The sequence below is a fragment of the Methanosarcina sp. DH1 genome, assembly GCF_020804205.1.
GTDB classification, from domain to species: domain Archaea; phylum Halobacteriota; class Methanosarcinia; order Methanosarcinales; family Methanosarcinaceae; genus Methanosarcina; species Methanosarcina vacuolata.
This window is the reverse complement of the sequence record NZ_WJBJ01000032.1, coordinates 50,570-74,391: the sequence shown is the minus strand read 5'-3', so window position 1 is coordinate 74,391 and position 23,822 is coordinate 50,570. Positions and strand designations below refer to the sequence as shown.

Annotated in this window: 23 protein-coding genes; 11 read left to right on the top strand and 12 right to left on the bottom strand. The window is 45.7% G+C overall.

Annotation, left to right across the window (positions count from 1 at the left end; genetic code table 11):
* Window positions 1–847: 847 nt before the first annotated feature.
* The 4 genes from frhB to frhA are packed head-to-tail and all read right to left on the bottom strand — an operon-like array spanning window position 848 to window position 4,439.
* Window positions 848–1,723, bottom strand: coding sequence for a coenzyme F420 hydrogenase subunit beta (gene frhB, locus FXW07_RS17555; RefSeq protein ID WP_229396802.1), 876 nt, complete (start codon window positions 1,721–1,723; stop codon window positions 848–850).
* Window positions 1,716–2,597 carry a coenzyme F420 hydrogenase subunit gamma gene (gene frhG / locus FXW07_RS17550; protein ID WP_229396800.1) on the bottom strand — a complete coding sequence of 294 codons (882 nt, stop codon included), beginning with the start codon at window positions 2,595–2,597 and terminating at the stop codon, window positions 1,716–1,718. Before frhG ends, frhB begins: the two co-directional genes overlap by 8 nt.
* Window positions 2,584–3,063 carry a coenzyme F420-reducing hydrogenase, FrhD protein gene (gene frhD, locus FXW07_RS17545; protein WP_048122741.1) on the bottom strand — a complete coding sequence of 160 codons (480 nt, stop codon included), beginning with the start codon at window positions 3,061–3,063 and terminating at the stop codon, window positions 2,584–2,586. The genes frhG and frhD overlap by 14 nt, the downstream gene beginning before the upstream one ends.
* 5 nt (window positions 3,064–3,068) lie before the next feature.
* The gene (gene frhA, locus FXW07_RS17540; protein ID WP_229396798.1) at window positions 3,069–4,439 is read right to left on the bottom strand and encodes a coenzyme F420 hydrogenase subunit alpha; all 1,371 of its coding nucleotides are present in this window, start codon (window positions 4,437–4,439) and stop codon (window positions 3,069–3,071) included.
* Between the two features lie 1,869 nt (window positions 4,440–6,308).
* On the opposite strand from frhA, the gene FXW07_RS17535 reads away from it, so the two are divergent.
* The 9 genes from FXW07_RS17535 to ftsY all read left to right on the top strand — a co-directional run bounded on the left by FXW07_RS17535 (window position 6,309) and on the right by ftsY (window position 11,316).
* Window positions 6,309–6,758: a 30S ribosomal protein S19e gene (locus FXW07_RS17535; protein WP_229396796.1), complete on the top strand. Its 450-nt coding sequence runs from the start codon at window positions 6,309–6,311 to the stop codon at window positions 6,756–6,758.
* Window positions 6,759–6,877: 119 nt separating this feature from the next.
* Window positions 6,878–7,246, top strand: coding sequence for a DNA-binding protein (locus FXW07_RS17530; RefSeq protein WP_229396794.1), 369 nt, complete (start codon window positions 6,878–6,880; stop codon window positions 7,244–7,246).
* A 5-nt stretch (window positions 7,247–7,251) separates the two neighbouring features.
* Complete coding sequence (locus FXW07_RS17525) at window positions 7,252–7,869, top strand: alpha hydrolase (protein WP_229396792.1); 618 nt, start codon at window positions 7,252–7,254, stop codon at window positions 7,867–7,869.
* Between the two features lie 281 nt (window positions 7,870–8,150).
* On the top strand, window positions 8,151–8,306 hold the full coding sequence (locus FXW07_RS17520) for a 50S ribosomal protein L39e (RefSeq protein WP_011024005.1): 156 nt from the start codon (window positions 8,151–8,153) through the stop codon (window positions 8,304–8,306).
* An 18-nt stretch (window positions 8,307–8,324) separates the two neighbouring features.
* The gene (locus FXW07_RS17515; RefSeq protein ID WP_048122751.1) at window positions 8,325–8,594 is read left to right on the top strand and encodes a 50S ribosomal protein L31e; all 270 of its coding nucleotides are present in this window, start codon (window positions 8,325–8,327) and stop codon (window positions 8,592–8,594) included.
* A gap of 32 nt (window positions 8,595–8,626) precedes the next feature.
* Window positions 8,627–9,286: a translation initiation factor IF-6 gene (locus tag FXW07_RS17510; protein ID WP_048122752.1), complete on the top strand. Its 660-nt coding sequence runs from the start codon at window positions 8,627–8,629 to the stop codon at window positions 9,284–9,286.
* 49 nt (window positions 9,287–9,335) lie between these two features.
* Window positions 9,336–9,512 (top strand): 50S ribosomal protein L18Ae, encoded by a 177-nt coding sequence (rpl18a, locus tag FXW07_RS17505; protein ID WP_255679134.1) that lies wholly within the window; start codon window positions 9,336–9,338, stop codon window positions 9,510–9,512.
* A gap of 5 nt (window positions 9,513–9,517) precedes the next feature.
* Window positions 9,518–9,952 (top strand): prefoldin subunit alpha, encoded by a 435-nt coding sequence (gene pfdA / locus FXW07_RS17500; protein WP_229396788.1) that lies wholly within the window; start codon window positions 9,518–9,520, stop codon window positions 9,950–9,952.
* Window positions 9,953–10,062: 110 nt separating this feature from the next.
* A complete protein-coding gene (gene ftsY / locus FXW07_RS17495; protein ID WP_229396786.1) occupies window positions 10,063–11,316 on the top strand; it encodes a signal recognition particle-docking protein FtsY in 1,254 nt (417 codons plus the stop codon).
* Between the two features lie 113 nt (window positions 11,317–11,429).
* Here ftsY and FXW07_RS17490 read toward each other — a convergent pair whose 3' ends face one another.
* The 8 genes from FXW07_RS17490 to FXW07_RS17455 all read right to left on the bottom strand — a co-directional run bounded on the left by FXW07_RS17490 (window position 11,430) and on the right by FXW07_RS17455 (window position 20,435).
* Window positions 11,430–12,182: a class I SAM-dependent methyltransferase gene (locus FXW07_RS17490; protein WP_229396784.1), complete on the bottom strand. Its 753-nt coding sequence runs from the start codon at window positions 12,180–12,182 to the stop codon at window positions 11,430–11,432.
* A 15-nt stretch (window positions 12,183–12,197) separates the two neighbouring features.
* The gene (locus FXW07_RS17485; protein WP_229396782.1) at window positions 12,198–12,977 is read right to left on the bottom strand and encodes a class I SAM-dependent methyltransferase; all 780 of its coding nucleotides are present in this window, start codon (window positions 12,975–12,977) and stop codon (window positions 12,198–12,200) included.
* A 2-nt stretch (window positions 12,978–12,979) separates the two neighbouring features.
* Window positions 12,980–13,777, bottom strand: coding sequence for an ABC transporter ATP-binding protein (locus tag FXW07_RS17480; protein WP_229396780.1), 798 nt, complete (start codon window positions 13,775–13,777; stop codon window positions 12,980–12,982).
* Entirely contained in the window at window positions 13,774–14,817 is a 1,044-nt protein-coding gene (locus tag FXW07_RS17475; protein WP_229396777.1) for an iron ABC transporter permease, read from the bottom strand. The genes FXW07_RS17480 and FXW07_RS17475 overlap by 4 nt, the downstream gene beginning before the upstream one ends.
* 30 nt (window positions 14,818–14,847) lie before the next feature.
* On the bottom strand, window positions 14,848–16,005 hold the full coding sequence (locus FXW07_RS17470) for an ABC transporter substrate-binding protein (RefSeq protein ID WP_229396775.1): 1,158 nt from the start codon (window positions 16,003–16,005) through the stop codon (window positions 14,848–14,850).
* Between the two features lie 37 nt (window positions 16,006–16,042).
* Window positions 16,043–17,197 (bottom strand): ABC transporter substrate-binding protein, encoded by a 1,155-nt coding sequence (locus tag FXW07_RS17465; protein WP_229396773.1) that lies wholly within the window; start codon window positions 17,195–17,197, stop codon window positions 16,043–16,045.
* Between the two features lie 572 nt (window positions 17,198–17,769).
* Entirely contained in the window at window positions 17,770–19,545 is a 1,776-nt protein-coding gene (locus FXW07_RS17460; RefSeq protein WP_229396771.1) for an ABC transporter ATP-binding protein, read from the bottom strand.
* Window positions 19,542–20,435: an ATP-binding cassette domain-containing protein gene (locus tag FXW07_RS17455; RefSeq protein ID WP_229396768.1), complete on the bottom strand. Its 894-nt coding sequence runs from the start codon at window positions 20,433–20,435 to the stop codon at window positions 19,542–19,544. Before FXW07_RS17455 ends, FXW07_RS17460 begins: the two co-directional genes overlap by 4 nt.
* A gap of 1,439 nt (window positions 20,436–21,874) precedes the next feature.
* On the opposite strand from FXW07_RS17455, the gene FXW07_RS17450 reads away from it, so the two are divergent.
* Window positions 21,875–22,624, top strand: a complete 750-nt coding sequence (locus FXW07_RS17450; protein ID WP_229396766.1) for a class I SAM-dependent methyltransferase — start codon at window positions 21,875–21,877, stop codon at window positions 22,622–22,624.
* 266 nt (window positions 22,625–22,890) lie between these two features.
* The gene (nikB, locus tag FXW07_RS17445) at window positions 22,891–23,820 is read left to right on the top strand and encodes a nickel ABC transporter permease (RefSeq protein WP_229396764.1); all 930 of its coding nucleotides are present in this window, start codon (window positions 22,891–22,893) and stop codon (window positions 23,818–23,820) included.
* Window positions 23,821–23,822 lie beyond the last annotated feature (2 nt).

Genomic DNA, 23,822 nt, shown 5'->3' with positions numbered 1-23,822 from the left:
ATTCATAATCGTTTCCAAAACAACCAAAAACGTCTAAGAGAGCAGGGAGCTCCGAAAAGTTATTAAGAGTAAGGTTTATAGTTACCATTGTTTTTGCCGTAACATCATTACATAATTATAGAATTATAATTTTGTGTAGTGATGTTACACTTACTTTTATCACTAGATTTTGGGACTGAGTCTAATGGACTAAAAATCTATAAAATACATCTAAAAAATATTATATATACAAAATATAAAAGATAATCGTTTATAATTACAATGTCTTTACAAAAACACTGCTAATCTTTATCTGTATATTTTACGAAAAAAATAACATTTTCCATTTTTCAGTGTCTATTGACGTTGGTTTTTAGTTTAAAAATCAAATTGCGGACGGCCACCCCCTACCTAAACAGGCTGTCCGACAATTATTGCTAGTAATAAAAAAGTGCTAAAAAAGTAAATAAGACATTTAAATCAAAAAAGAAGGGATTTTTTTGGCTCTTCGTCGTTTTGTGTGGATATCCTCATAATATCCTCATAAAAACCAATGCGGTCTTGAATTGAAAATCATCTTATCCATAGGGAATGACGAAGATCCATTCTTTTATTACTGAAGGCAATTGTCGGGCAGCTTGTAAAGAATGAGGTATTCGTGACCCTCTGCGCTCCCGATGTAATAAAACGTTTTTTATTAAAAAGATAAACTCCATTTTGATAGTAAAAAAGACTACAGAATCAATTTAAAATTTTACAAAAATTTCAATACACTTTCATTGAAATCATAATTTGGGGATGAGAACCAATCCCATCCCCATATTCAGCATAGCTAACACAATAGCTTCGCTGACAAAAAAGAGGAGTTTTAGGCGTAAGGGTTACGTAGCCCCTTATTGACGCCGAAAGTCTTGCGCTCCTCAACTGTCTTCTGGTTCTTGTCGATCTTCTCTTTCGCGAGCTTCCTGAGGAGATCGAGACCGGGTTTGACTTCCTCAATGGGTTTCGTCTCGAACAGACCCGCAGCAACCGCTTTGGACCAGATCTCGTTCCCTACTTTGGTGCGGATGAAAACCGTAGACCAGCCGTCTGGGCTTCCGACCGAGCCGGTTGAAATATCGGCGAGGTTAGAAACATAGTCAAGACAAACGTGGCAGCCTGGCTGCTCGTACTTGTGGGTTGCTTTGAGTGGAACAGTGGCAACGTTCCCACGTTCGGTATAGACCCAGAACTTGCCCTTCGTGATCTCCATCTTCTTCACGGAGCCGAGGCTCTGAGCTGCGTGGTCCTCGACAATGCTCTGCAAGGACTTGTACGGGAAGTTTTCCATGCAGAAAAGCCCCACTGTAAAGGCAACCTTGCCCGGGACATCCCGCATATTGATAGGATAAAGCTGAGCCTTCCTCACTGCCTGCATCTGGCAGCAGACACCGGTGACCCCGACCTTATCGAGGCCGAAAGACCTGGTTGCTTCCTTGAGCCAGGAGATCTGGGGGCTGATGCTGTATCTAGTTCCTCGTGCCTTGAGGATGTCCTCGCGGGTCATCGCAACTTCCGGCTTTGGCTGCCAGGGTTTTTCGCCCTCGCCTGCCACAATAGTTCCGTCGATGAACCCTTCTTCGAGGGCATAGACCATGAGAGCGGTGGCGATTCCGCCGTCCTGAGCTTTCTTGAGGATCTCTTTGTCCGTGCTCCGTGCCGAAACACATGTCACGTATTTGCCGAGATACGGATCTTCAATCATCACTCTCACCATCCTTAAGCGCTTTAGCAATTATCTCGCTGATGTTCTCAAATTCCGGAATCACGTCTAAATTAAAGAACGACCTCGGACAGGCACCGTAGCAAGAACCGCACTTGATGCAGAGGTCACGTTCACCCTGAGGCTTCCCGAACTCAAGAGTAATCGCATGCACTGGACAGGATGCAGCGCAGGTGCCACAGCCCATGCAGAGGCCCTGGTTGATCACGTCGTACATAAGGTCGCAGAAACATCCGGAAGTGCCGCGCTTCGCAAGGTCCATAAGAGGCTTCAAGTACTTGCCTGCAAGAGCCTTCTGTTCCTCGTTTCCTTCAAGGAGCAGGTACGCCATGACAGCGACGTTCCTTATAAGCTCCGGGCTCGGGGGGCATCCTGGAATGTAAACATCCACGTCAATGAGATCTCCTATTGGAAGGTAAGACTCGTGCTGTGGCTGGTTGTGCTGCCCGCCGCGGCTGAACCGGGTGATATTCCCGTAGCATGCGCAGGAACCGAGGGCCACCACGATCTTGGACTTCTCCCGAGTCTCCTTTATGTCCTCCACGGATTCATGGTCCTGGAGGCAGACCGATCCCTCAACGAGCGCCACGTCCATCTCCGGGATATGCCGAACGTCAGCAAGAGTGAGGCAGTATACGAGGTCGGCATAGTCGTCCAGGATCTTGATGAGTCCCAAGTTGTTGTCGGCCAGGGACACCAGGCAGCCGGTACAGCCGCTCATGTGTACATGACCGATCTTGATCTTATTTGTCACTGGTTTTTTCTCCTTTGTAGCTTCCGCCTTCTTCTCCATCGCAACCTGAGTGGGCTTTGCTTCGCCGCCCATGGTTTTTGTGACAGAGTTAAGCAGTCCCATAGTTCATTCCGATTTCCTTCAGTATCTCGGATACAGCGTCTGGAATGGATCTTTTTACCTCGTCTGTAATCCCGATGACCATTTCAGGGGCAGAAACATATTTTTTCTGGCATGCAAGGACACGGACCCGAATATCATCCTTAATGTACTGGAGCGGCTCGGTCAGGTCCCATGAGTGGGCGTCCCGGTAACTCCCCACAGGAAGCTCGTCAACAGAGAGCCACCTGAGCTCACCGGGTTCCCCTCCAAAGTCCGCAATGTCCACAATGATAAGAGTCTTTGTGGACTCAGGGTTGAGAAGAGTAAAAACAAAATGTGGACCCCCTAGCCCTGCGTCAACAACCGTGATATTCTCTGGAAGTTTGAGGTCCTTGAGTTTCTCCACAACTGCAGGTCCGAACCCATCATCCGCAAAGAGAGGGTTCCCACAGCCTGCCACCACGATCTCGGAGTACAGCGTTTCCATTCACTTCACCACTGCATGAGCTTCTGGGCGACTATCTTTTCCTCCTCGTTCACCACAATCATGTGGGTTGCGCACGAAACGCACGGGTCATAGGCCCGGACGACCATCTCGGCAATCTGCCAGGGAGCTCCAGTCAGAGCACGGCTACAGGTAGGGAAGTTCCAGGTTGTGGGCACAAGCATATCGTACCATAACACTTTCCCGTCCTTCACCCGTGCGAGATGGATATTGGTCCCACGCGGAGCCTCGTTCGCGGCCCAGCCCATGGACCCGTCTCCCAGAGGAATATGATCGGCAAGGACCTTACCCGAGGTGTTCAGGTTGTCAAGACATTTGAGGATGGTGTAGCAGCAGTCTGGGTATTCCATCTGCCTGGCAATATGCTGGGCGAAGGTGCCTTTCTCATCGAAGTTCTTGAATGTGGAAAGCCTTGCCCTCGGACCGACTTCAACAGGCTGCCCATCGTAGGTTGGGACACCTGTGCAGGCCTCCATCTGGGGGTTGGCTTTGGTGCCGACTTTCGTGGTGCCTCCGACCGGGTAGCTCGGGTCCTCAAGATCGATTGTTACCTCACCCATGTACCAGTCCCATGGCCGGGTTTCTTTCCAGCGAGTGAAATCCCATGTGGGATTCTCGTCCAGACTGGATGACCCGTACATGGAGGATGTAGCCATAACCCCCTGGTTGTGGTACCCGAGTGTCTTGGGAAGTGGGATCTGCTTGCCTGCGACTTCGACAAACTCCCGGTTCTGCATGTTCCTGATGACATCAAGCATGAATTCCATCTGCTCGTGAGCAAGGACAAGGCCTTCTTTTGCCAGGTCAGCCATTTTCTGCTTTGCCCTGGGACTCACATTATGGTACATCCCACCGATCCTCGGGTTGGATGGGTGGATAGCCTCGCCGCCTGCGATGGCTCCAATAGTCTGTCCGATCTCACGGATGCGGACGATCCTTGCCATAACACTCCTGGCAGGCTGTTCGTTGGCGAACAGGTTAAACTTCTTTTCCGTCCCCGGTATGTAAAAGTCCGGGAGGATCAGGATGTTGTGCAGGGCGATGCTATGGATACGGTTCGCTGCATGAAGAATGGTCCGCAGGAGTTTTGCGTCCGTGGGGATCTCGCAGCCAATCGAAGCCTCCATGGCCTCGGTACTTGCCAGGGTATGAGCAATGGGACAGATACCGCAGACCCGAGAAGCAATCTTCGGGACCTGTTCCATTGTCTTACCTATGGCTAGCTTCTCAATACCCCTTACCGGGGTGATAGAAAGCCAGTCTCCACGCTCAACAATACCCTGATCATCTACCTTCAGGGTAAGCTTGGAGTGGCCTTCAAGTCTTGTGGTTGGAGAGATTTCTACAACTTTCGTCAATGGTATGCCTCTTTTTCGATTCGGTGTTATTTAGGCTGTACCGTGGTTAGGCACTCTCTGTGCGATTATTCTAAGATAGTTACTCGTACATGAAGTACGTTAACCTCTTAATTTCTCCAGCGCGTAGTACCTCAGTGTATTAAATATTTGATTTATAACGATAAATGGTTGAAAACGCGATATTACATAAATCCTTCTATCAATATAAAGAAGGATAATAAAATAATATGTATATTTTTTTCAGTTTATAACTCGGATTTTATATTGAAGATAGTACTTTTTATGACAACGAAAATATTGAAATTAGGAGAATATTAAATTCATAAATGGTACAAAGATTGCTTATTAAAGGTTATACTTTAACCAATTATAAGGCCATTAAAGCGCTAGAAATAAAAAGCGGTATAAATTTTAGGATCTGCGTCTTTATATATTTGAGAAATCTCCACCACCTTTTAGCCTTGATCTTTGTACCATTTTTTCAATTTAAATGTTTATTTTCTTTCAGAGTATATATCTGTTCTTGTATCAATCGTCAGCTTTATGTAGTTTGTTTTAGTGCAACCCCACTGCCGGTATTATTTAAGACCGTGGGTTTGGTAGTATAAATTCCGGATTTGGAATGTTTGCGTTGGATTCCTGGTTGTAGAAGTACTTCCGTCTCCAAAAGTTCATTTCCATATTAGAGGTGCCTGGAGAAAAAAAGACTCCGTTCCAAAATCCAGTACTTAGATTCAGACATTGACATATAAATAATAATTTAACTGTTAGATGAATAGCCTTATATTTTGTATAAGCCGTCGCCCCAAATTATCATTCACTCAAAAAGATTCAGGCTATCTTATCAAGCCCATCCGATCTATAAATTAAGCAGCAAGCATTATTGAAAGATCTAAAATCATACTTTTGAGCTATCAGGGAAAAAATGATACTGAAATGTCCAGAGAGTTGAAAGTAGATAATAAGAGAGACTTCAAGACATTAGTACCAAATCACGGACTTTTATAATTACTTGCATGTATGAAGCCAAAAAATCCTGGTTATCTTCATGAAATCTGGACTTAGAGACTTCTTGCGAAACATATTGAGAGAATTGTATCAAAGAAGGAAACCCTGATTTATCTTCGAGAAATCAGGGAACAATTTAAAGATTCTCAATGCGAGCAACATAAAACCACATAAGATCAGAATTCATTGGTCATCGGTTAAAGAATTCTTTTACCTGAAAGCTATCGATTTTGCATTAGAAACCGGCCTTAAATTTTGGCCTATCTAAATGAAATTTATACCCTGTCTCTTTTTTCAGTTTATTAAAATATTCTATTGGTGTTGTGGAAATGGACGCAATTTGTCACGATTTCCCACTTAACCGAAGACGCATGAATATCCCTCTATCTCATCAATAAACCCGGTTTAGCTCTCCTGATTAGCTTCCAGAATAAGTTCATCAAGCATTTATCTATGAATTCACAAAATGCTTTTATAGCTTGAAAGTAATTACGCTGGATGTTCGCACTTGCGTCAATTGACAAAAGTTAACTCAATACAATTAGATCGTTTTTTAGTTTGAAATTATTCATACTACACATCACCAGATCGATTGTATATGAATACCTGAACACAGTAATTGATAAATATATCAACCTCCTTCCAGTTAAAACTAAAAATCACAATTACCGGCTTATCGGGCATGAAAGCCCAAACCATAAGAGTCCATAAATCCAGCTATAAAGATCGGATAGGACCTCTCGAAAGAGAATGAGTTACCTCGTTTCGGGAAAAAAATAGATTTCTGGCAGCCAGGGGAGAAGAATCGGCACTATCTCTCAGGATCTGCAAAGACAACCTAATTTAGAAAAGGTGGCATGCATGACAACAGTGTTTGATGTCCCTGCAATGGAACTCATCGAGAAGGTTGCAGGCATACTTAAAGAAAATGAAAAAGTCGTTCCCCCTGAGTGGGCAAAGAACGTAAAGACCGGGGTTCACAAAGAACTCCCTCCGAACAACGATGACTGGTGGTATATCAGAACCGCAGCGATCCTGAGGAAAATCTATACTGACGGGCCTGTAGGAATTGAAAGGCTCAGATCAATATACGGTGGAAAGAAGGACAACGGATCACAGCCTTACCACAAAGCAAAAGGCAGCGGTTCGATTGCCAGAAAGGCAGTACAGCAGCTTGAAGCTGCAGGTTACCTGCAAAAAGTAAAGGACGGAAGAACGGTATCTGCAAAGGGACGTTCTATGCTTGATAATGCAGCCAATGAGCTCAGGCAGGAACTTATTGAGAAGATCCCTGGACTTGCAAAATACTGAGAAAAACTCCATCCGAAGGGGACCTGAAAAATTCATAGGACTCCCTTTCAAATATTATTAATCTTAACCCAGATATTATTAATCTTAATCCAGATTGCTCCGGAAAACCGGTTTTTTAGATGATTGCCATGTCTACAATGGATGACGAACTTGACGAAATCCGAAAGAGACGGCTTGCAGAAATTCAGAGACAGCAGGCGCAGAACCAGCAGCCTGACATCCAGGCAGCTTACCAGCAGGAACAGGCAAAAGCTGAGATGGAAGCTCAGAAGCAGGCCATTCTGAGGCAGATCCTGACTCCTGAAGCTAGAGAGCGCCTTACAACCTTAAAGATGTCAAGACCGGCTCTTGGGGAACAGCTCGAAATGCAGCTGATCTCGCTTGCTCAGGGTGGAAGGCTCCCGTCTCAAATCAGTGATGAACAGCTTAAAAAACTCCTTATGAAGATGCAGCCGAAAAAGCGTAAGACATCTATAACCAGAGTTTAAAAACAATGAGAATTTCGGTCCTGTTTAGCGGAGGCAAGGATAGTTCGCTCTCTGCCCTTTTGATGGAACCGTTTTTTGAAATCGAACTCGTAACCTGCAGCTTCGGCCTGCTCCCAAATGGTGAGCTGGCAGCAAAAACCGCAAAAAGGTTAGGGTTCCCACACAGGGTTCTTCCCCTGGAATGGGAAATCCTTGAAAAGGCTTACGAGGAAATAATGAAGAATGGTTTCCCGAAAAGTGCTATAAATTATATCCACGAAAAAGCCGTAGAAACTCTTGCTTTGGACCCGGAAGTTAAACTCATTGCTGATGGAACCAGAAGGGATGATAGAGTTCCTGTACTCTCAATCTCACAGGTACGAAGTATCGAAGATCGATTGGGGGTTCAGTATATCTGCCCTTTGAAGGGGTATGGCAAAAAAACCGTGAGTATTCTTGTAGAGCATTATCTGAGAATTGAAGAAGGGCCGAGTGAGAATACTCAGAAAGCTGATTACGAAGCCGAGCTCAGGGAGTTAATCAGGCAGAGAGACGGTGAGGAGAAAATAAAGGAACTATTTCCTTCCCATATTCAGTCCCATGTGCTTTCCAGGAAAAACTGCCCTGAAGAAAGCATGCCTTAAAATCAGGAAGTCTTCCGGAAGGGAAAAATTCTGGAATAAAGATTTATACAATAATCGAGTTATATTCAACCCTTATACTGCTGCAGATTAACCAGGACCCTCATAGAATTTACCGGATATGGTTTTCATAGAATTTGCCGGATATGGTTTTAAAAACTGCCTTCGAACTGGCAGAAAAAAACCTTGATTATGCAAGGGTTAAAATCACAATCAGATAATCATTGGATATAACCGGAAATTAATGAAATTAAGTTATTTACAGGTCAACAGGTGTGATCCACTTGAGTCATAACATGAAAGGACAGAAGAAGCGTCTTGCAAAGGCGCACAAACAGAACACACGCGTTCCAGTGTGGGTTATTGTGAAAACTAACAGGAAGGTCGTGAGCCATCCCAGACGCAGGCACTGGAGAAGAAGAAGCCTGGATGTGAAGTAAGCGAGGAAGGTGGAAAAAATGGCTGACGACATGGTAAAAGAACAAATATATACTATCCCTCTCAGGGCAGTAAGGAAAGTCCCTGCATGGAAAAGAGCAAACAGATCAGTTACTGAAGTAAGAGGTTTTCTCGTAAGGCACATGAAAGTTGATTCTGTTAAGGTCAAACTGGACAAATCAATTAATGAGCGCCTCTGGGAAAAAGGCTGTGAAAAGCCTCCTCTCTCCATCAGGGTCAGAGCTGTAAAATTCGCAGATGGCGAGGTACAGGCAGAACTCGCCCAGTAAAATATATCAGAAGACGCGAAGCTTCAAAGAATATGATTCGAACAGTGGATATTTACGACACCCCAATGATCGGTGTCTTTGCAACCTGCACAGAAGATGTAGTTCTTGTTCCTACAGGAACAAAGCCCGAAACCTGTGCCATACTTGAGGATTCCCTGGATGCAAGGGTCGTTGAGACTCTTGTAAACGGAAGTGTTGTTATCGGCGCCCTTTCCAGAGGAAACTCAAACGGTTTCCTTTTTTCATATGGGACCGATGCCAGGGAGATGAAAGAACTGACCGGAGTTGAGGCTGAGATCCTCCCGGGCAAGCTGAATGCAGTTGGAAACATCGTGCTTGCAAACGATTCCGCAGCCCTTGTCCACCCCGAACTGCCAGACAGAGCTATTGAGACAATTGCCAGTACCCTCAAGGTAGAAGTTTACAGGGGAACAATTGCCGGAATAAAGAATGTAGGGATGGCTGGGGTTGTCACCAACAAAGGGCTTCTGGTGCACCCGAAAGTGACATCTTCGGAAATAGAAACTCTGGAAAAGCTCTTCGAGCTTCCGGTAAATATAGGAACTACGAACTTTGGGACTCAGATGCTCGGTTCAGGCCTGCTTGCGAACTCAAAGAATTATCTGGCAGGTTCAGACACTACAGGCCCCGAACTTGGGAGAATCGAGGAAGCCCTCGGGTTCTTAGAGTGATATTAATCCACCTGTTTCGTAAAAAGTTACAGCAAGAGTGGTGACCAAGATGAAGAGTTTTATTGTTAAAGGCAAATTTAAAGCAGGAAATTCCTGGGAAAAATTCACAAAGCAAGTCGAAAGTCAGAATGAAAAGAACGCGATTGATAAGGTCTATTCTGTCTTCGGAAGCAAGCATAGTATTAAAAGAAGCCAGATCCAGATCGAAAGCATTGCTGAGGAGTGAAGGATATGGTAGAAGTCAGTGAAGAAGATTTCAGGAATCTGGCAGCCAGGCATCAGGAGTTCCAGAGGCAGGCTGAAGGTTTAAGGCAGCAGATGAACATGGTTCAGACTTCTATTACAAGCTGCGACCAGGCAGTCATAACCATCAACGAGCTTAAAACCGCTTCAGCTGAAGGCAGGACTGCCGAAACGATGGTACCGATTGGATTTGGCTCTTTTGTTCACGCCGAAATAAAAAATGCAGAGAAGGTTATTGTGGACCTTGGAGCCGGCTTTAGTGCGGAAGAAAACGCCGATGAGGCCATTGAGACCCTGAACCGCCGCAAAGAGCAGCTTACAAAAATTCTCGAACAGATGAGTGCTTCACTGACTAAATATATACAGGGTATGCAGGCCCTGGAGTCTGAAGCTGCAAAGCTTCAAGAATCCGGCCAGGCCTAAAAAACCTGGCTTAGAAACAAAAGGATTGAACTCAAATCCTGCATTTGATAAAGAACTTTTTATTTTGACTTAACTACTATTTTTTATTAGTTTTCCTGGGATGGGATCCTGTGTTCACCAAATTCAAAGAGAAGCTAGGAAATTTTAAAAAGGCACTCAGCAGAACTATTGACGATAAAGCAGTAGATATCGAACCTGTGGTTGAGCCTGTACCTGAGGCCGAAGAAGGCTTTGAAGAGGACATTGAGCCCATTCCAGAGGAAGAAGCTCTTGAAACGCTGATCGAAGAAGAAAGTTACGAAGCCGAACCTGTAACGGTTGCCCCTACACCTGTCAGGATAGAAGACAGAAAAAAGGCTGAGTACAGGAAAAAACTGGAAAACCGAAAAAAGGCGATCGAGAGCAAGACTGAAGAAGAAAACTTACCTGAAAACGTACCTGAAGAAAAAAAGGGCTTTTTCAAAAAATTCTCAAATATAGGCCTTACAAAGAAAGCAAAAGCCCTGGTCCTTAATAGAGAAGTCTATCTGGATAGTAAAGACCTGGAAGAGCCCCTGTGGGAACTTGAAATGGGGCTTCTTGAAAGTGACCTTGCCCTCTCGGTTTCCGAGGCAATTGTGGAATCAGTGAAAAAGCAACTCACAGGCACAACAAAACGCATTGGCAGCAATACCGGAGAAATTGTAGAGGAAGCCCTGAAAAAAGCCATCATTGAGGTAGTGTCTGCGAATACTTTTGATTTTGATGAGTACGTAAGAGACAAGGAAAGGCCTGTCCATATTGTCTTTGTAGGAATTAACGGGACAGGAAAAACGACATCCATTGCAAAGATGACGCACAGGCTGCTCAAATCGGATTATTCGGTAGTCCTTGCTGCAGGAGATACTTTCAGGGCAGGTGCTATCGACCAGCTTGGAATCCATGCAGACCGGCTTGGAGTAAAGATGATAAAACATCAACCTGGTGCCGATCCTGCTGCAGTTATTTACGATGCCGTGCAGTACGCAAGAGGCCATAAAATTGATTTTGTGCTTTCCGATACCGCAGGCAGAATGCATACAAACCTTAACCTGATGTCACAGATGGAAAAGATCTGCAGGGTAAGCACTCCTGACCTTATAATTTTTGTAGATGAAGCCGTCGCAGGAAACGATGCCGTTGAAAGGGCTGCGCAGTTTAACGATGCTGTGCCAATCGATGGGTCCATCCTGACAAAAATCGATGCGGATGCAAAAGGAGGAGCTGCAATATCCATTGCCTATATCACAGGCAAACCCATTCTATTTTTCGGGATAGGGCAGGGCTATGAAGATTTACAAAAGTTCGACCCCGAATGGTTTATAGACCAGCTATTTAACCAGTAAATTACTTTAACGTGGGACTGATAACAAATTTCCGAGATCAAAGTTGTGCTGACGCATACCGCTGTAAGCAACAGGATATATCCACATCAGCACAACTTAATTGTCCTGGAATATCATTTCAGGCCATAGATTGCATAATATTCATACTCATAGGCAATTTTATATCTGAGCGGCATGTGTTTTTTCTGAATTCGTACCAGATCGTCCAGCTCTACTGATCGCACGTCTTTAAACCCGGCTTTTTCCATGTATTCCCGGGCCTTATCCAGGGATACTCCTTTTGCGTTGGGCAGTATAGCATTCACTTCCGCAGTATAACTGTCTTTGGAAATATCGTTCTTTTCGACTATATGTATCATAGCCTCTCCTATCTTTCTTTTCAGGCGTGTCTCCAGGCGGCCATCATCCCATACGCCGTCTATTATTACTGCTTTTCCCCCTGGCTTCAGCACATTTCGCCAGCTTTTAAGGGCTTTTTCAGGATTCGGTAGCGTCCAGAGTACATGGCGAGTCACGACTGCATCGAACTTTCCTTCATCAAATGGGGGATTTTCTGCGTCGCCGATCCTGAATTTGATACTGCCAGGAGACTTAGACTTTGCCACCGAGAGCATTTTCTCGGACAGGTCGATACCTGTCACCTTATGCCCCATATCCGCCAGCATCTTGCTCATTTCACCCGTACCGCAGCCGACATCAAGAACGCTTAGCTTTTCCCCAGGGATTGCCTGCCTGAAAAGAGCCTTCCAGGCTGCTGCTTCTTCCTCGCTCTTTACCCCGTGGCCGTGATATGTATCGTAGTGCTGCGATGAATAGTCCCACCGCTTCGTGATCTCTTCCTTGACCTTGTTTTCATTTATTGACATACAATACCTCGAAGCTTACCTATTTTTAACCGCGATACCATGGGCCATAAAAATGGGGTGATCATTGGCATATTTTAAATACCAGGGTAATCGCTTTCGCTGTATATCCCGAATTATTTTCAAGTCAGTAACAGCGATATCGTCTAAACCGGCCTTAGACATATACTCCACAACCTGCTCACTCTCGACCCCATGCGGATTGGGGAGGCAAACATTGACATCCTTCTTATAATTGTAAGTGAAGGGATTCTTTCCATATTTAATAAATCGATAAATGTGGTAATTAAACGCGGATATACGGGAAAGTAAACCCTTTGTGATCCACTTGCCGTCAATAATGACAACCATGCCACCTGGCTTCACGACTCTGGTCCATTCTTTTACCGCCTTTTCCGGGTGAGACATAGTCCAGAGTACGTACCGGGCAGTGATACAATCAAAAGTCTCGTCTTCGAAGCTAAGGTTCTCAACGTCCATTTCCATAAACCGAATATTCGCTCCTTTTGCCAGGGCTTTCTTCCGGGCTACATCCATCATTCCTTCGCTAAAGTCGACCGCGGTCACACTATGGCCCAGCTCTGCCAGGTACATGGCGATTACTCCGGTACCACTGCCGACGTCCAGGACATTTTTAGGGCTCGAGCCAATTGCTCCTGATAATAGCTCTCTCCACATCTGACTTTCCTCGACCCCCCCGTTCCCTGGCGCCGTATCGTAGAACTTGCTCCCATAATCCCAGTATTTCTTTACTCCTTCCTTGGTACTGTCGAGTTCCAGCTTTCCTGATTCCGTCATGATCACCCCATTATGGCCTTTTTTATCCCGCATTTTCGCGTCGAATTAATTGGTATGACTTGCGGTATACCCTCACCGTCGAGTGTTACTCTCGCATTGACCCCGTAGACTTTTCGAATCATCACTTCGGTTATCACGGAAGCCGGGCTTCCAGCAGCCACGATTTTACCTCCGTTCATCAATACGACATTACCCGCATACCGGGCTGCCAGGTTGAGGTCGTGTAATGCCACTATCGTCGTCATTCCATTCTCTTCCGTAATGTTCTGGATCACATCAAAAAGCTCAAGCTGCCGCTGGAGGTCCAGTGAATTCGTAGGTTCGTCCATGAGGAGCACTTTGGGCTTTCGGATGATCGATTGGGCGATAGACACCATTTGCTTCTGCCCTCCGCTGAGCTCGTTCATTGGCCTCATTGCCAGGTCTTCGATCCCGAGCTTTTCAAGCGTATCCATCGATGCAGACAGGTCCTCGTCCTTGATCCTCCAGCCAAGCGAGTTTATTTTTCCCAGCAGTGTCGCCTCCAGCACCGTCATAACCGTACTTGTAGTGGATTCCTGGGGAAGGTAGCTAATGGCTTTTATGACCTCATCCTTCCGATATGCCTTCAGGTCTTTTCCATTGAATATTATCGACCCTTCGGCCTTGAGTATCCCGCATATGCATTTTAGCAGAGTGGATTTTCCGACCGCGTTTGGGCCTATGATAGCAGTGACCATCGGTTCAGCAACCATATTTACGCTTTTTAATACCGGATTGGAATTATATCCGAACTTGAGGTTTTTGATTTCCAGCTTCACCAGTATCCCCTCTTTTTAGATAGAAGGAGCCAGACAAAAAACGGTATGCCAATCAGTGAAGTGAGTATCCCTATGGGAAATATGATTCCTGGAACGACGGCTTTGCTGAGAACCGAAGCGGTGGAAAGTATAAACGCCCCGGACAACGCTGAAAAAGGTAAAAAGTATCGGTGGTCCTCGCCCACGAGCATCCGTGCTATATGCGGTGCCACGAGGCCGATGAACCCTATGGTGCCTACGAATGCCACTGCCGTGGACGTAAGAATTGAAATCAGGATCAATCCCTTTAATCTCATCTTTTCAACGTTCACTCCAAGGCTTTTTGCCTTATCGTCTCCCAACCTGAGAGCGGTGAGTTTCCAGACGTCTATTGCTAGCAGTGGTATGACCATCAAAACAATTCCCACCGTAATGCCCAGTGTGGTCCAGGTGGTTTTGGTCAGGCTGCCAAAGAGCCAGAAAACTATAGCCTGGACCTGCTCCGGGTTTGCCGTATATTCAAGGAGCGCAAGCAGAGAGTCGAACAGGAACAACACGGCAATGCCGGTAAGCACGATGGTTTCGGATGTGGCTCGCTTAAACCTGGCAATGCCATATATTGCCATGCAGCTGGTTAACGAGAACACGAATGCGTTGACCGGTACGAATAGGGTATCTGCGAACGGCATCACTTCCACACCTAACACGATAGCCAGCGCGGCACCAAACCCGGCGGCTGCGGATATGCCAAGTGTATAAGGGCTAGCCAGAGGGTTATCGAGGATAGTTTGCATGTTCGCACCGGCAAGGCCTAAAGCTATTCCGATCGTGATCGCCATGAGGGCAACGGGTAGACGGAAGGTCCAAACAATGACCTGAACCGATCTATCACTATAGGCAGGGAAGAATATTGTCGAAATGACCTCGTTTGCCGATAAAGACGCCGGGCCTGTCATAATGTCGAGGATAAAAGTGAGGAAGATTGCCACCGAAATCGAGAGGAGATATAGATATTTTCTCCCGGTCATTTCCTTGTATGCTTCTTTTGTTTTAACGTTCATCCTGAGCCCTACTCCTCAAGTCCGCAGTTGTTAATAATAGCTGTACATGAACGTCCCGTTGTATTCAACAGGCATGAACTTTTCATGGTACTCCCGAATAGTAGCATTAGGATCGATATCCTTGAACTCCTCAGGATAGAACCATTTCGCAAAAGCCTCCAGCGCCACGAAATTATAGATGCTGAAGCAGTAACCATGATAAATGCCGTACACATTGTGGTTTTTGACGGCGTTGATCGTGTTCCATCCGGGACGTGAAATATACGCATCCATTGTGTTCTTAGTATCTTCAGCAGTAGAGGTATAGCCCATCCTGATTGATCCTGGTGTTGACCAGTTCCGGCCAGTCAATATTATGATACTCGGGCTCTGGTTGACAAGGAACTCAGGGCTGATCGCTTTGCTGGTATTTCCTAATAAAGCCTCAGCAATGTTGTCGCCGCCAGCTCTCTTTACAATCGATCCCCATCCAACATCTCCCTCTGTTATCCCGTATGTTTCTGGGCCATTGTATCCTGTCTCTATATATACACTGGGCTTCATCAGTCCGCCATTTTCCTCCAGACGTGAATAAACCGTGTCTACATGTTGGTCATAAAAGTCGACAATATCCTCTGCTCTTTGTTCTTTACCAAGTATCTGACCAAGCAGCAGCATACTTTTCGTGGAGTTGACCATTGGGTCCATGTAGAAATCAACAAAAACCACCGGGATGCCTGCCTGTTCCAGCTTGGCCAGGGCTTCTTTCGTAGCGTCTCCGCTCCACATAAATTCCCAGTTATGCATGATGACAACATCGGGGTTTAACGCAATCACCTTTTCAACACTGAATGTATTGTCATCGAGGGAGCCTACATTTGGGATATCGGCCAGCTTTGGATATTTCTCTACAAACTTTACGTATCCGTCGCCTGCATTGTCCTTGAAGTCGTTGTCCCATCCGACGATCTTGTCGACAATTCCAGCTCCATCTATAGCGGCCAGTTCATGTGTTTTCGATGATTCCATCAGGACAATGCGTTCTACCGGTGATTTCACAGTAACCGATCTTCCTTCCATATCCGTAACGGTGATTGTCTTCGTCTGGTTATCTGTGCTGCCGTTCGTGATACAGCCAGGGACGGTAAAGGCCGTAAAGATAACTAATACGCTTGCCAGAATTGTCAATATAGTGAACCTTACACGCACCCAATTCCTCCAGTTTTTTCTCTCTCAACTCCTGCCATCAATAATAGCTGTACACAAGCGTGCCGTTATAATCGATGGGCATGAACTTTTTGTGAAATTCCTTGAGCGTATCAACAGGGTCCATGTCCTTGAACTCTTCAGGATAGAACCATTTAGCAAATGCTTCCAGTGCAACGAAGTTAAATACGTCCGAGCAATAGCCGTGATATATGCCGTAGACCTTCTGATTCTCTACTGCATTGATCGTATCCCACCCTGGACGGTTGACGAATGGCGTCATCGTGCTCTTCGTTACGTTCGATGTGAAAGTGTAGCCCATCCTGAGCGATCCGGGCGTAGACCAGTTCCTTCCTGTCAATATGATGATGTCTGGACTCTGGTTGACCAGATATTCGGCACTAAGAGCCTTACTTTTGTTGAGTAAAACCGGTTCTGCAATGTTGTCTCCGCCCGCTTTCTTAACGATGGCTCCCCATGCCACGTCCCCATAAGATATACCGTAAGTATCCGGGCCGTTATATGCACATTCGACGTAAACGGTGGGTTTCTTTCCCTGTATTTTCTCCAGGCGGGAATATACGCTGTTGACCTTTTCCTCATAATAATCAACTATATCCTGAGCCCTCTGTTCCTTGCCCGTGATCTTCCCAAGTAACTGGATACTCTTCGTTGAATTTTCCAGGGGTTCCATGTAGAAGTCTAAAAATACTACTGGAACACCGGCCTGATCCATCCTGGCCAGCGCCTCTTTTGTCGCTTCTCCGTTCCACATGAATTCCCAGTTGGGCATGATAACGACGTCAGGATTTAACGCTATCACTTTTTCAGCATTAAAAGTATTATCGTCCAGGGAACCTACATCGGGTATTTCGGCCATTGCCGGGAATTTTTCCACGTATTTTTCATACATGTCGCCGGAATTTTCCCTGAGATAGTTATCCCAACCAACGATTTTGCTATCAAACCCCTCTCCATAGACCGATGAAAATTCGGCTGTGCACGTCGAGTCCATCAGTACAAGGCGCTCCACAGGATATTTTAATGTCACCGATCGTCCCTCCATGTCGGTTACAGTAATGGTCTTCGCCTGGTCATCTGTGCTGCCGTTCGTGATACAGCCCGAAACTGAAAAAACCAAAAAAACGATCAACATGACCGCAAACATCGGAAGTCTTGTTAATTTGTAGTTCATTTTGACCACTAATAATCAAATTATATCTAAATTATCCCAGTTTAAATTATAATATAAAAGCCGTATTAAACATTCCATTTGATTGAAATCTACAGATGCCCACCGTTTCTCGGGCAAGATATCCATCATAATACTCGTGTGTCTACAGAGATCCAAAAACAACGATTTATCGTGAGGAAGCATTATCCGGCATCACACTTATTGACAATCCAGTAACAATATTCAGTAGTAATATTCAGTAACACTATGAAGTAACAATATTCTACTCAATACGTTTTTTAAAGTATTAATAGTTTATTAAATAGTAGCACTTTATATCCTATGTAAGAACTTTTGTAATACAATAAATTGAAATTTATTAAATATCACACTTTTTTGTCCTTTCAACTAATATGATTATGTAAGAGATGCCGGATGATCATATGCTAATTGTTAACCTTAAAAAGCCAAACTGCAGCAGCATAAGCATCATGTACTTGGGAAAGATTGTGAGTGGAGAGATGAAAGAAATTCCACTGCAGTTCAGAGAAATCCATGTTTACTCTAAGATGCTAGAGAAATCCATGTCTATCTTAAGATGTGGTTATCTGTGCAGCCATTAGACGGCCGAAAGCGCCCTTAGCAGCGATAAGCTCGTCGAATGTGCCGCTCTCCTCGACTTTCCCATTTGCTAGCATTATCACCCGGTCGGCAGACCGAATCGTCGAAGGCCTATGTGCTACGATCAGAGTTGTGCGTCCTGCCGATATCTCCTTGATCGCTCTTCGGACATTGATCTCTGACTCGGTATCCAGGCTGGAGACCGCTTCGTCCATGATCAGGATAGGGGCGTTCTTCAGAAATGCCCTGGCTATCGCAATCCGCTGGCGCTGGCCACCAGAAAGCGTTGCACCCCGCTCCCCCAGTACAGTTTCCCACTTATCAGGCAAAGCCTCGATGAAATCTAGAGCAAACGCCCGACGAGCTGCATCTCTTATTTCGGCATCGGTAGCGTTGCTTTTGCCTATGCGGATATTTTCCCTCACTGACATGTTGAACAGGTAGACATCTTGAGGCACATAGGCGATCATATCCCGGAGGTACTGCTGGGGGAATTCACGCAGGTCGTGTCCGCCAATCTTGACCATGCCTTCAGCAGGGTCCCATAGCCTGAGTAACAGATAAGTGCAGGTTGACTTTCCCGCACCCGATGGGCCGACCAACGCGACTGTCTCTCCCGGCGATACCGTAAGGTTCACACCTTTCAGTACCTCGGGTAATTCGGGACCGTACCGAAACCGCGTATCTTCGAAGCAGACCTTCGGGATGATAGGCCCTTCGGGAGAGGAAGAAACCCGATCTATGACTGAAGGCTGAGTATTCATGATTCCAAATACCCGGTCGGCCGCTGCAGCAGTCTGGCTGAGCTGTCTAGCGATGCCTAGCAAATGCATGACGGGCGAGAATGCCATTGCAGTGAGAACTGCTGCCACAGGGTACAGTGCAACGTCCATGTAGCCCATGATCGAGAGCCAACCTCCTAACGCTACGGTGACAACCATCCCTCCTGCCAGCAGCGCATCGCCTGCCCCGCGTTCCATGCCGCTGCGGCTTTCGTAGGCCACATAAGTGTCCGAGTACTTCTGCTGGCTGACATCGAGCCGGTTCATTGACAGTTTTACGGCCCCGAAAGCCACAACTTCCCTCATTCCCTGAATGTAGTCGATAACGTCTGCACTCATTGCTCCCACTGATTCCCTATGGGCTTTACCCTGCATTTCTGCCCGGCGAGCGAACCAGTCGGGTACCGTTACCGCGGCTATCAGAAACGGGGCAAGTGCTATCATCAGGCTCCAGTGGATAAGTCCGATGGAAATTAGTGCCAGAGGCGTCACTACTATTGCCTGCAAAAACTCGGGCAGTGTGTGAGCAATGTATAGCTCCAGCAGGTTGACGTCGGAGAGTGCGGAACGGGCAAGGTCACCGGAACGCTGTTTGATTACGTATGCCGGGGCAAGTTCGTCCAGTTTCCGGTACAGCGCCTTGCGAATCTCGGCCAGCGACCGAAATGCGATGACATGTGACCAGTAGCCATTGAGGTTGGAGAGACCAAATTGGGTAACAGTAAACAGGAGCAGCAGTCCAATTGTCGGCCATAGGTCGATCACGGAAACCCCAGTAATTACCGCCCCTACAAGATATGCTCCGGTGATTGCCGACAGGATACCAAGCACCTGAATCACGATGCTGGCAATTCGCACTTTCCAGAGGTCCAGATGATAGCTGGTCAACAGCAGGTCAATAACCCTCACTTTTCGAAATACCTGTCCTACGGGCAGATCGAAGTGCGTGCTGTGTTCGTGGCTCATATGCATACCTCATCGGCTCTGACCAGAGCACTGTAATTACCTTTATAGTCGACCAGCTCCGAATGCGTACCCACCTCAGCCAGATGGCCTTTTTCCAGCACATAGATACGGTCAGCATCTCGAGCTGCCAAAAGGCGGTGCGAGATGATCAGGGTAGTCCTGTCACGGGCTAACCCGGTTATTGCTTTGCGAATCAACGCTTCATTGGCAACATCCACGCTGGACGTTGCCTCATCCAGAATGAGAATGGGCGCATTCTTCAGGAAAGCCCGGGCAATGGCAATGCGCTGGCGTTCGCCTCCGGATAACCGTACTCCCCTCTCACCTATCAGGGTATCGTAGCCCTGGGGGAGAGCCGTGATGAACTTGTGCGCTGCAGCGGCACAGGCCGCCTGTTCGAGTTCTTCCTGTGAGGCCGTTGGCTTTGCCATCAACAGATTTTCACGTACAGTGCCATGGAACAGGAACGTGTCCTGAGACACAATCGAGTACATAGCATGTAATTCATCTGCTGGGATACACCGGACATCTTCTCCGCCGAGTCGGACAAAACCAGCTTGCGGGTCGAAAAATCTCATTAGAAGAGCAGTCACTGTCGTTTTACCGCTTCCGGAACGGCCTACCAGAGCTACTTTATCTCCCGGCCCAACCGAAAAAGAAAGGTTGTCGATCGCAGGAGAGTCAGTTTTCCGGTATCTGAAGGTGACACCTTCAAAGGTAAAGGAGGGAGGAAGGGAAGTGGTAGGGGTACTGGTTGACGCTTCCGCGAGCGGAACTGCTTCCAGGATGTCCAGCACGCCTTCTGCGGCTCCCATCCCGGTAAAGGAGAAATGTATAGTCTGACTCAAGTCAGTTACCGGGCGGAGCGCTTCTCTCACCAGCAACAGCACGAAGAGCAGACCTTCTGCGGATATGGCACCTGCATCCATGCGGATGGCACCGATAATGATGGCTACGGTACTGCAGATCGCGGCTACCAGCCCCGGAGGCACGCTCCACAGGATCTCATCCCGCAGAATGCCGATCTCCGCATCGTACAGGTCATTCGTCCGCTGATAGAGGATCTCGCCCTGTTTCTTGCTGGCATTGAAAGACTTCAACGTAACAATGCCCTGGATATTATCTACGTACTCCGCGAACAGGCGAGGCATGGCGACAAACCAGATCCGTATCCCCTTTCCGACTCCCTTGTAGATGGCAATTGGCTGTATTAGGGCAGCAACCATCATAGCACCGATAACCAGCCCAATGGTTGTATCGACGTGGAGTAGTATCGCCACAATCGAGATGCCGGTGACAACAGTCACAATAACCTGGGGTAGGAAACGCCCGTAGTAATTCTGCAGAGCTTCAGCTCCGTCGACCAGCGTAGCCTGTATGACACCGCTTTTCTGGGTCGAGATCCACCCTGGGCCAAGCTCGTACAACTTACGATACATACGCCGCCGTAGGGACATGGCGATACTGCTGGCAGTTTTGGCCGCGATACGATCGTTTTCCCGGATCATAGCCCATCGCAGAACGATGAGGAGCGCCACAGCAGCAAAATACAGTTCGGACTTACGGAGCGGTACACCAGCGAACACTCCGTTGAGTATGACTGCAATGAGCAGCCCCTGGACAATATAACTGAACGAGATGAGAAGGCCAAGAATGATGACGCTCCACAGCTTGCCGTATTCTCCGCGGCCGAGCTCAAGCACCCTGCGGTCGAACAGTTTCATTCTGTTCGCCCCTGTCGTAATAGAGAGCCCGCGCTTAGACTCAATCCGAGTATACTCTTTGACGATATCGGTTTTTTTTGACATGTGATCTCTCTGTTAACAACTGCATTTTGTCATCAGTTGATACGGTTTTGGCTGTATCCCTTGAGTATTACTGACTTGAGAAGAATCAGTTTCAAAGAAATTTTTAATACACCTGCTTCAACAAAATTTTTAATACATCTGCTAAAAAACGGTTATAAATAACTTATTAATTAACACTAATAACAATATTTATAATATATTGATTTACATTAAAGGAAAATAGTAATAATACTTGATAATAATAGTATTATTTTTAAGAAAGATAACATTTGTTAGCCAAATAACAATATATATATCATGTCAAATTATATTAAAAAGAATTAATAATAAAAATTAATAATAAATGTAATATTTTTGAGTAATATGTTATTCAAGGCTGTTAAAACATTAAACAATTACTTGAAAAATTATAAGAGTTGCCAACTGAAAAATTGGACAATTTGTTAAGAGGCTGTATAATAATAACAATTTTATAAAACTCACCACTAACTTGGTCAAACATTACCTTAGAGGAACAAAAAATGAGTTTAAACATCCGCATTAAAAATTATTGGGAAGGAGAGGCGCAAGGTTACAGCGAAGTAATTGAAGATGAATTAAATGGCTTTGAGAGAAAAGCATGGTCTGATTTGGTACTGGAATACGCCCCCTCCAAAGATTGTCTTGACATACTCGATATTGGCACAGGACCTGGATTCTTTCCAATCGTCTTATCGCAGGGTGGACATAATGTTACTGGTATAGACTTAACCGAAAATATGATTGAATTTGCACGTCTTAACCTTGCACATGAAGGTGCTATTGCAAAGCTAATGACTATGGATTGTCAGGATTTAAAATTTTCAGACAATAGTTTTGATCTGTTAGTTTGCCGTAATCTCACATGGACACTTGATGACCCCGCCAAAGCATATAAAGAATGGCACCGCGTCCTGAGACCAGGTGGGAGGATTCTTATCTTTGACGCCTGCTGGCATCTGCACCTGTTTGATGAGAATATGAAAATAGCCTATGAAAAAAAGGAGAAAGAGGTCCTTATGAAATACGGGCGCCCGATGCACCAGCACAAGGACCAGGCTGAAGGCGCTGCACTCAGTCGAAAGCTGTTTATGAGTGACAAAGTCAGACCGCAGTGGGATTTGGATACAATGCTTAAACTCGGATTTTCAAAGGTATTTGCAGATACTTCTGTAGGTGAACGGGTACTCAATGAACAGCAGCAGGATAGAAACAGTATGCATCCTCCGTTTTTAGTTGGAGGAGAAAAATAGAATGGACACACTAATTTGTGTCTTGGGGCAAAATATTTACGGTTTATACAGTTCCTGCTCGGATTCAAAAAAGATGCAGCAGGCAAAGTAACAACTGGTCTTTTGTCCACAATGTGCGGTTTTTAAAGATGTGGGCTTTGTATAAGTCGGCACCTCGACGTATTAATAAAGCAGCCCGGCTTTTACAGGGCCTTTATTGGGCCACAATTCTAAAAATTATAAACAGTTCACAAGGCAAGTAACACCTGATCACGGGAGGTGAAGTAATGCTTAAGGGGATAGGAGAACGGTTATTCACACTGATTCCAGTACTGCTAGCTATTTCATTAATAACCTTCGTCCTTGGCAGCATGTCTTCCGGTGACACGGCACGTACGCTAGCTGAAAAGAAATATGACCGGCCAACATATGAGCAGATAGAGAAAATACGAACCGAGATGGGATTTGACAGGCCGGTGCTCGTCCAATACGTTAGTTGGCTTAAAGATGCGATGAGAGGTGATTTGGGTTTTTCTTATTCAAATGACAGGCCAGTGGTTGATGAGATCTTTCAATATTTTCCTAAAACATTACAGCTAGCACTTATCTCACTATTGTTTTTAATTATAATTTCATTTACTCTTGGAATTTTATCGGCGGTGTTTTCCGGCTCGTGGATCGACAAGATTTCCCGGATATACTGTTTTTGGAGTGTATCAATGCCCGAATTCTGGTTTGGACTCATTCTGCTGTATATTTTCGGCGCTCGTCTTGGACTAATATCAGTGCTTGGTGGAAGTTCAACGAAATTTCCAGTAATACCTGCTCTTACGATGTCCATATGCAGTGGTGGGATTTATGTCCGACTTATTCGTACAAATATGGAGGAAGTACTGAACAAAGGATATATCCGTGCAGCCAGAGCAAAAGGCGTTAGTGAATATAAAATTATAACAAAACATGCTCTAAAAAACGCAACACTTCCTGTAATCAACAAGCTTGGAATCGGATTCGGCTCTTTGTTAGCTGGATCTGCTATTATTGAATCAATATTTTCATGGAACGGGCTTGGAAATCTGGCACTCGAATCTGTTAAGCTCAAAGACTATCCAGTAGTCCAGGGATATGTGCTGTTTATGGCTGTTTTTATGGTATCAATTAACCTGGCTGTAGACATTTTATGCGGCATCATTGATCCGCGTCTTAAAAATGGATGAGA

Coding starts and splice junctions, on each gene's coding strand:
- frhB (WP_229396802.1), bottom strand. CDS start 1,723: ATGATTGAAGATCCGTATCTCGGCAAATACGTGACATGTGTTTCGGCA.
- frhG (WP_229396800.1), bottom strand. CDS start 2,597: ATGGGACTGCTTAACTCTGTCACAAAAACCATGGGCGGCGAAGCAAAG.
- frhD (WP_048122741.1), bottom strand. CDS start 3,063: ATGGAAACGCTGTACTCCGAGATCGTGGTGGCAGGCTGTGGGAACCCT.
- FXW07_RS17535 (WP_229396796.1), top strand. CDS start 6,309: ATGACAACAGTGTTTGATGTCCCTGCAATGGAACTCATCGAGAAGGTT.
- FXW07_RS17530 (WP_229396794.1), top strand. CDS start 6,878: ATGATTGCCATGTCTACAATGGATGACGAACTTGACGAAATCCGAAAG.
- FXW07_RS17525 (WP_229396792.1), top strand. CDS start 7,252: ATGAGAATTTCGGTCCTGTTTAGCGGAGGCAAGGATAGTTCGCTCTCT.
- FXW07_RS17515 (WP_048122751.1), top strand. CDS start 8,325: ATGGCTGACGACATGGTAAAAGAACAAATATATACTATCCCTCTCAGG.
- FXW07_RS17510 (WP_048122752.1), top strand. CDS start 8,627: ATGATTCGAACAGTGGATATTTACGACACCCCAATGATCGGTGTCTTT.
- rpl18a (WP_255679134.1), top strand. CDS start 9,336: ATGAAGAGTTTTATTGTTAAAGGCAAATTTAAAGCAGGAAATTCCTGG.
- pfdA (WP_229396788.1), top strand. CDS start 9,518: ATGGTAGAAGTCAGTGAAGAAGATTTCAGGAATCTGGCAGCCAGGCAT.
- FXW07_RS17490 (WP_229396784.1), bottom strand. CDS start 12,182: ATGTCAATAAATGAAAACAAGGTCAAGGAAGAGATCACGAAGCGGTGG.
- FXW07_RS17485 (WP_229396782.1), bottom strand. CDS start 12,977: ATGACGGAATCAGGAAAGCTGGAACTCGACAGTACCAAGGAAGGAGTA.
- FXW07_RS17475 (WP_229396777.1), bottom strand. CDS start 14,817: ATGAACGTTAAAACAAAAGAAGCATACAAGGAAATGACCGGGAGAAAA.
- FXW07_RS17465 (WP_229396773.1), bottom strand. CDS start 17,197: ATGAACTACAAATTAACAAGACTTCCGATGTTTGCGGTCATGTTGATC.
- FXW07_RS17460 (WP_229396771.1), bottom strand. CDS start 19,545: ATGAGCCACGAACACAGCACGCACTTCGATCTGCCCGTAGGACAGGTA.
- FXW07_RS17450 (WP_229396766.1), top strand. CDS start 21,875: ATGAGTTTAAACATCCGCATTAAAAATTATTGGGAAGGAGAGGCGCAA.
- nikB (WP_229396764.1), top strand. CDS start 22,891: ATGCTTAAGGGGATAGGAGAACGGTTATTCACACTGATTCCAGTACTG.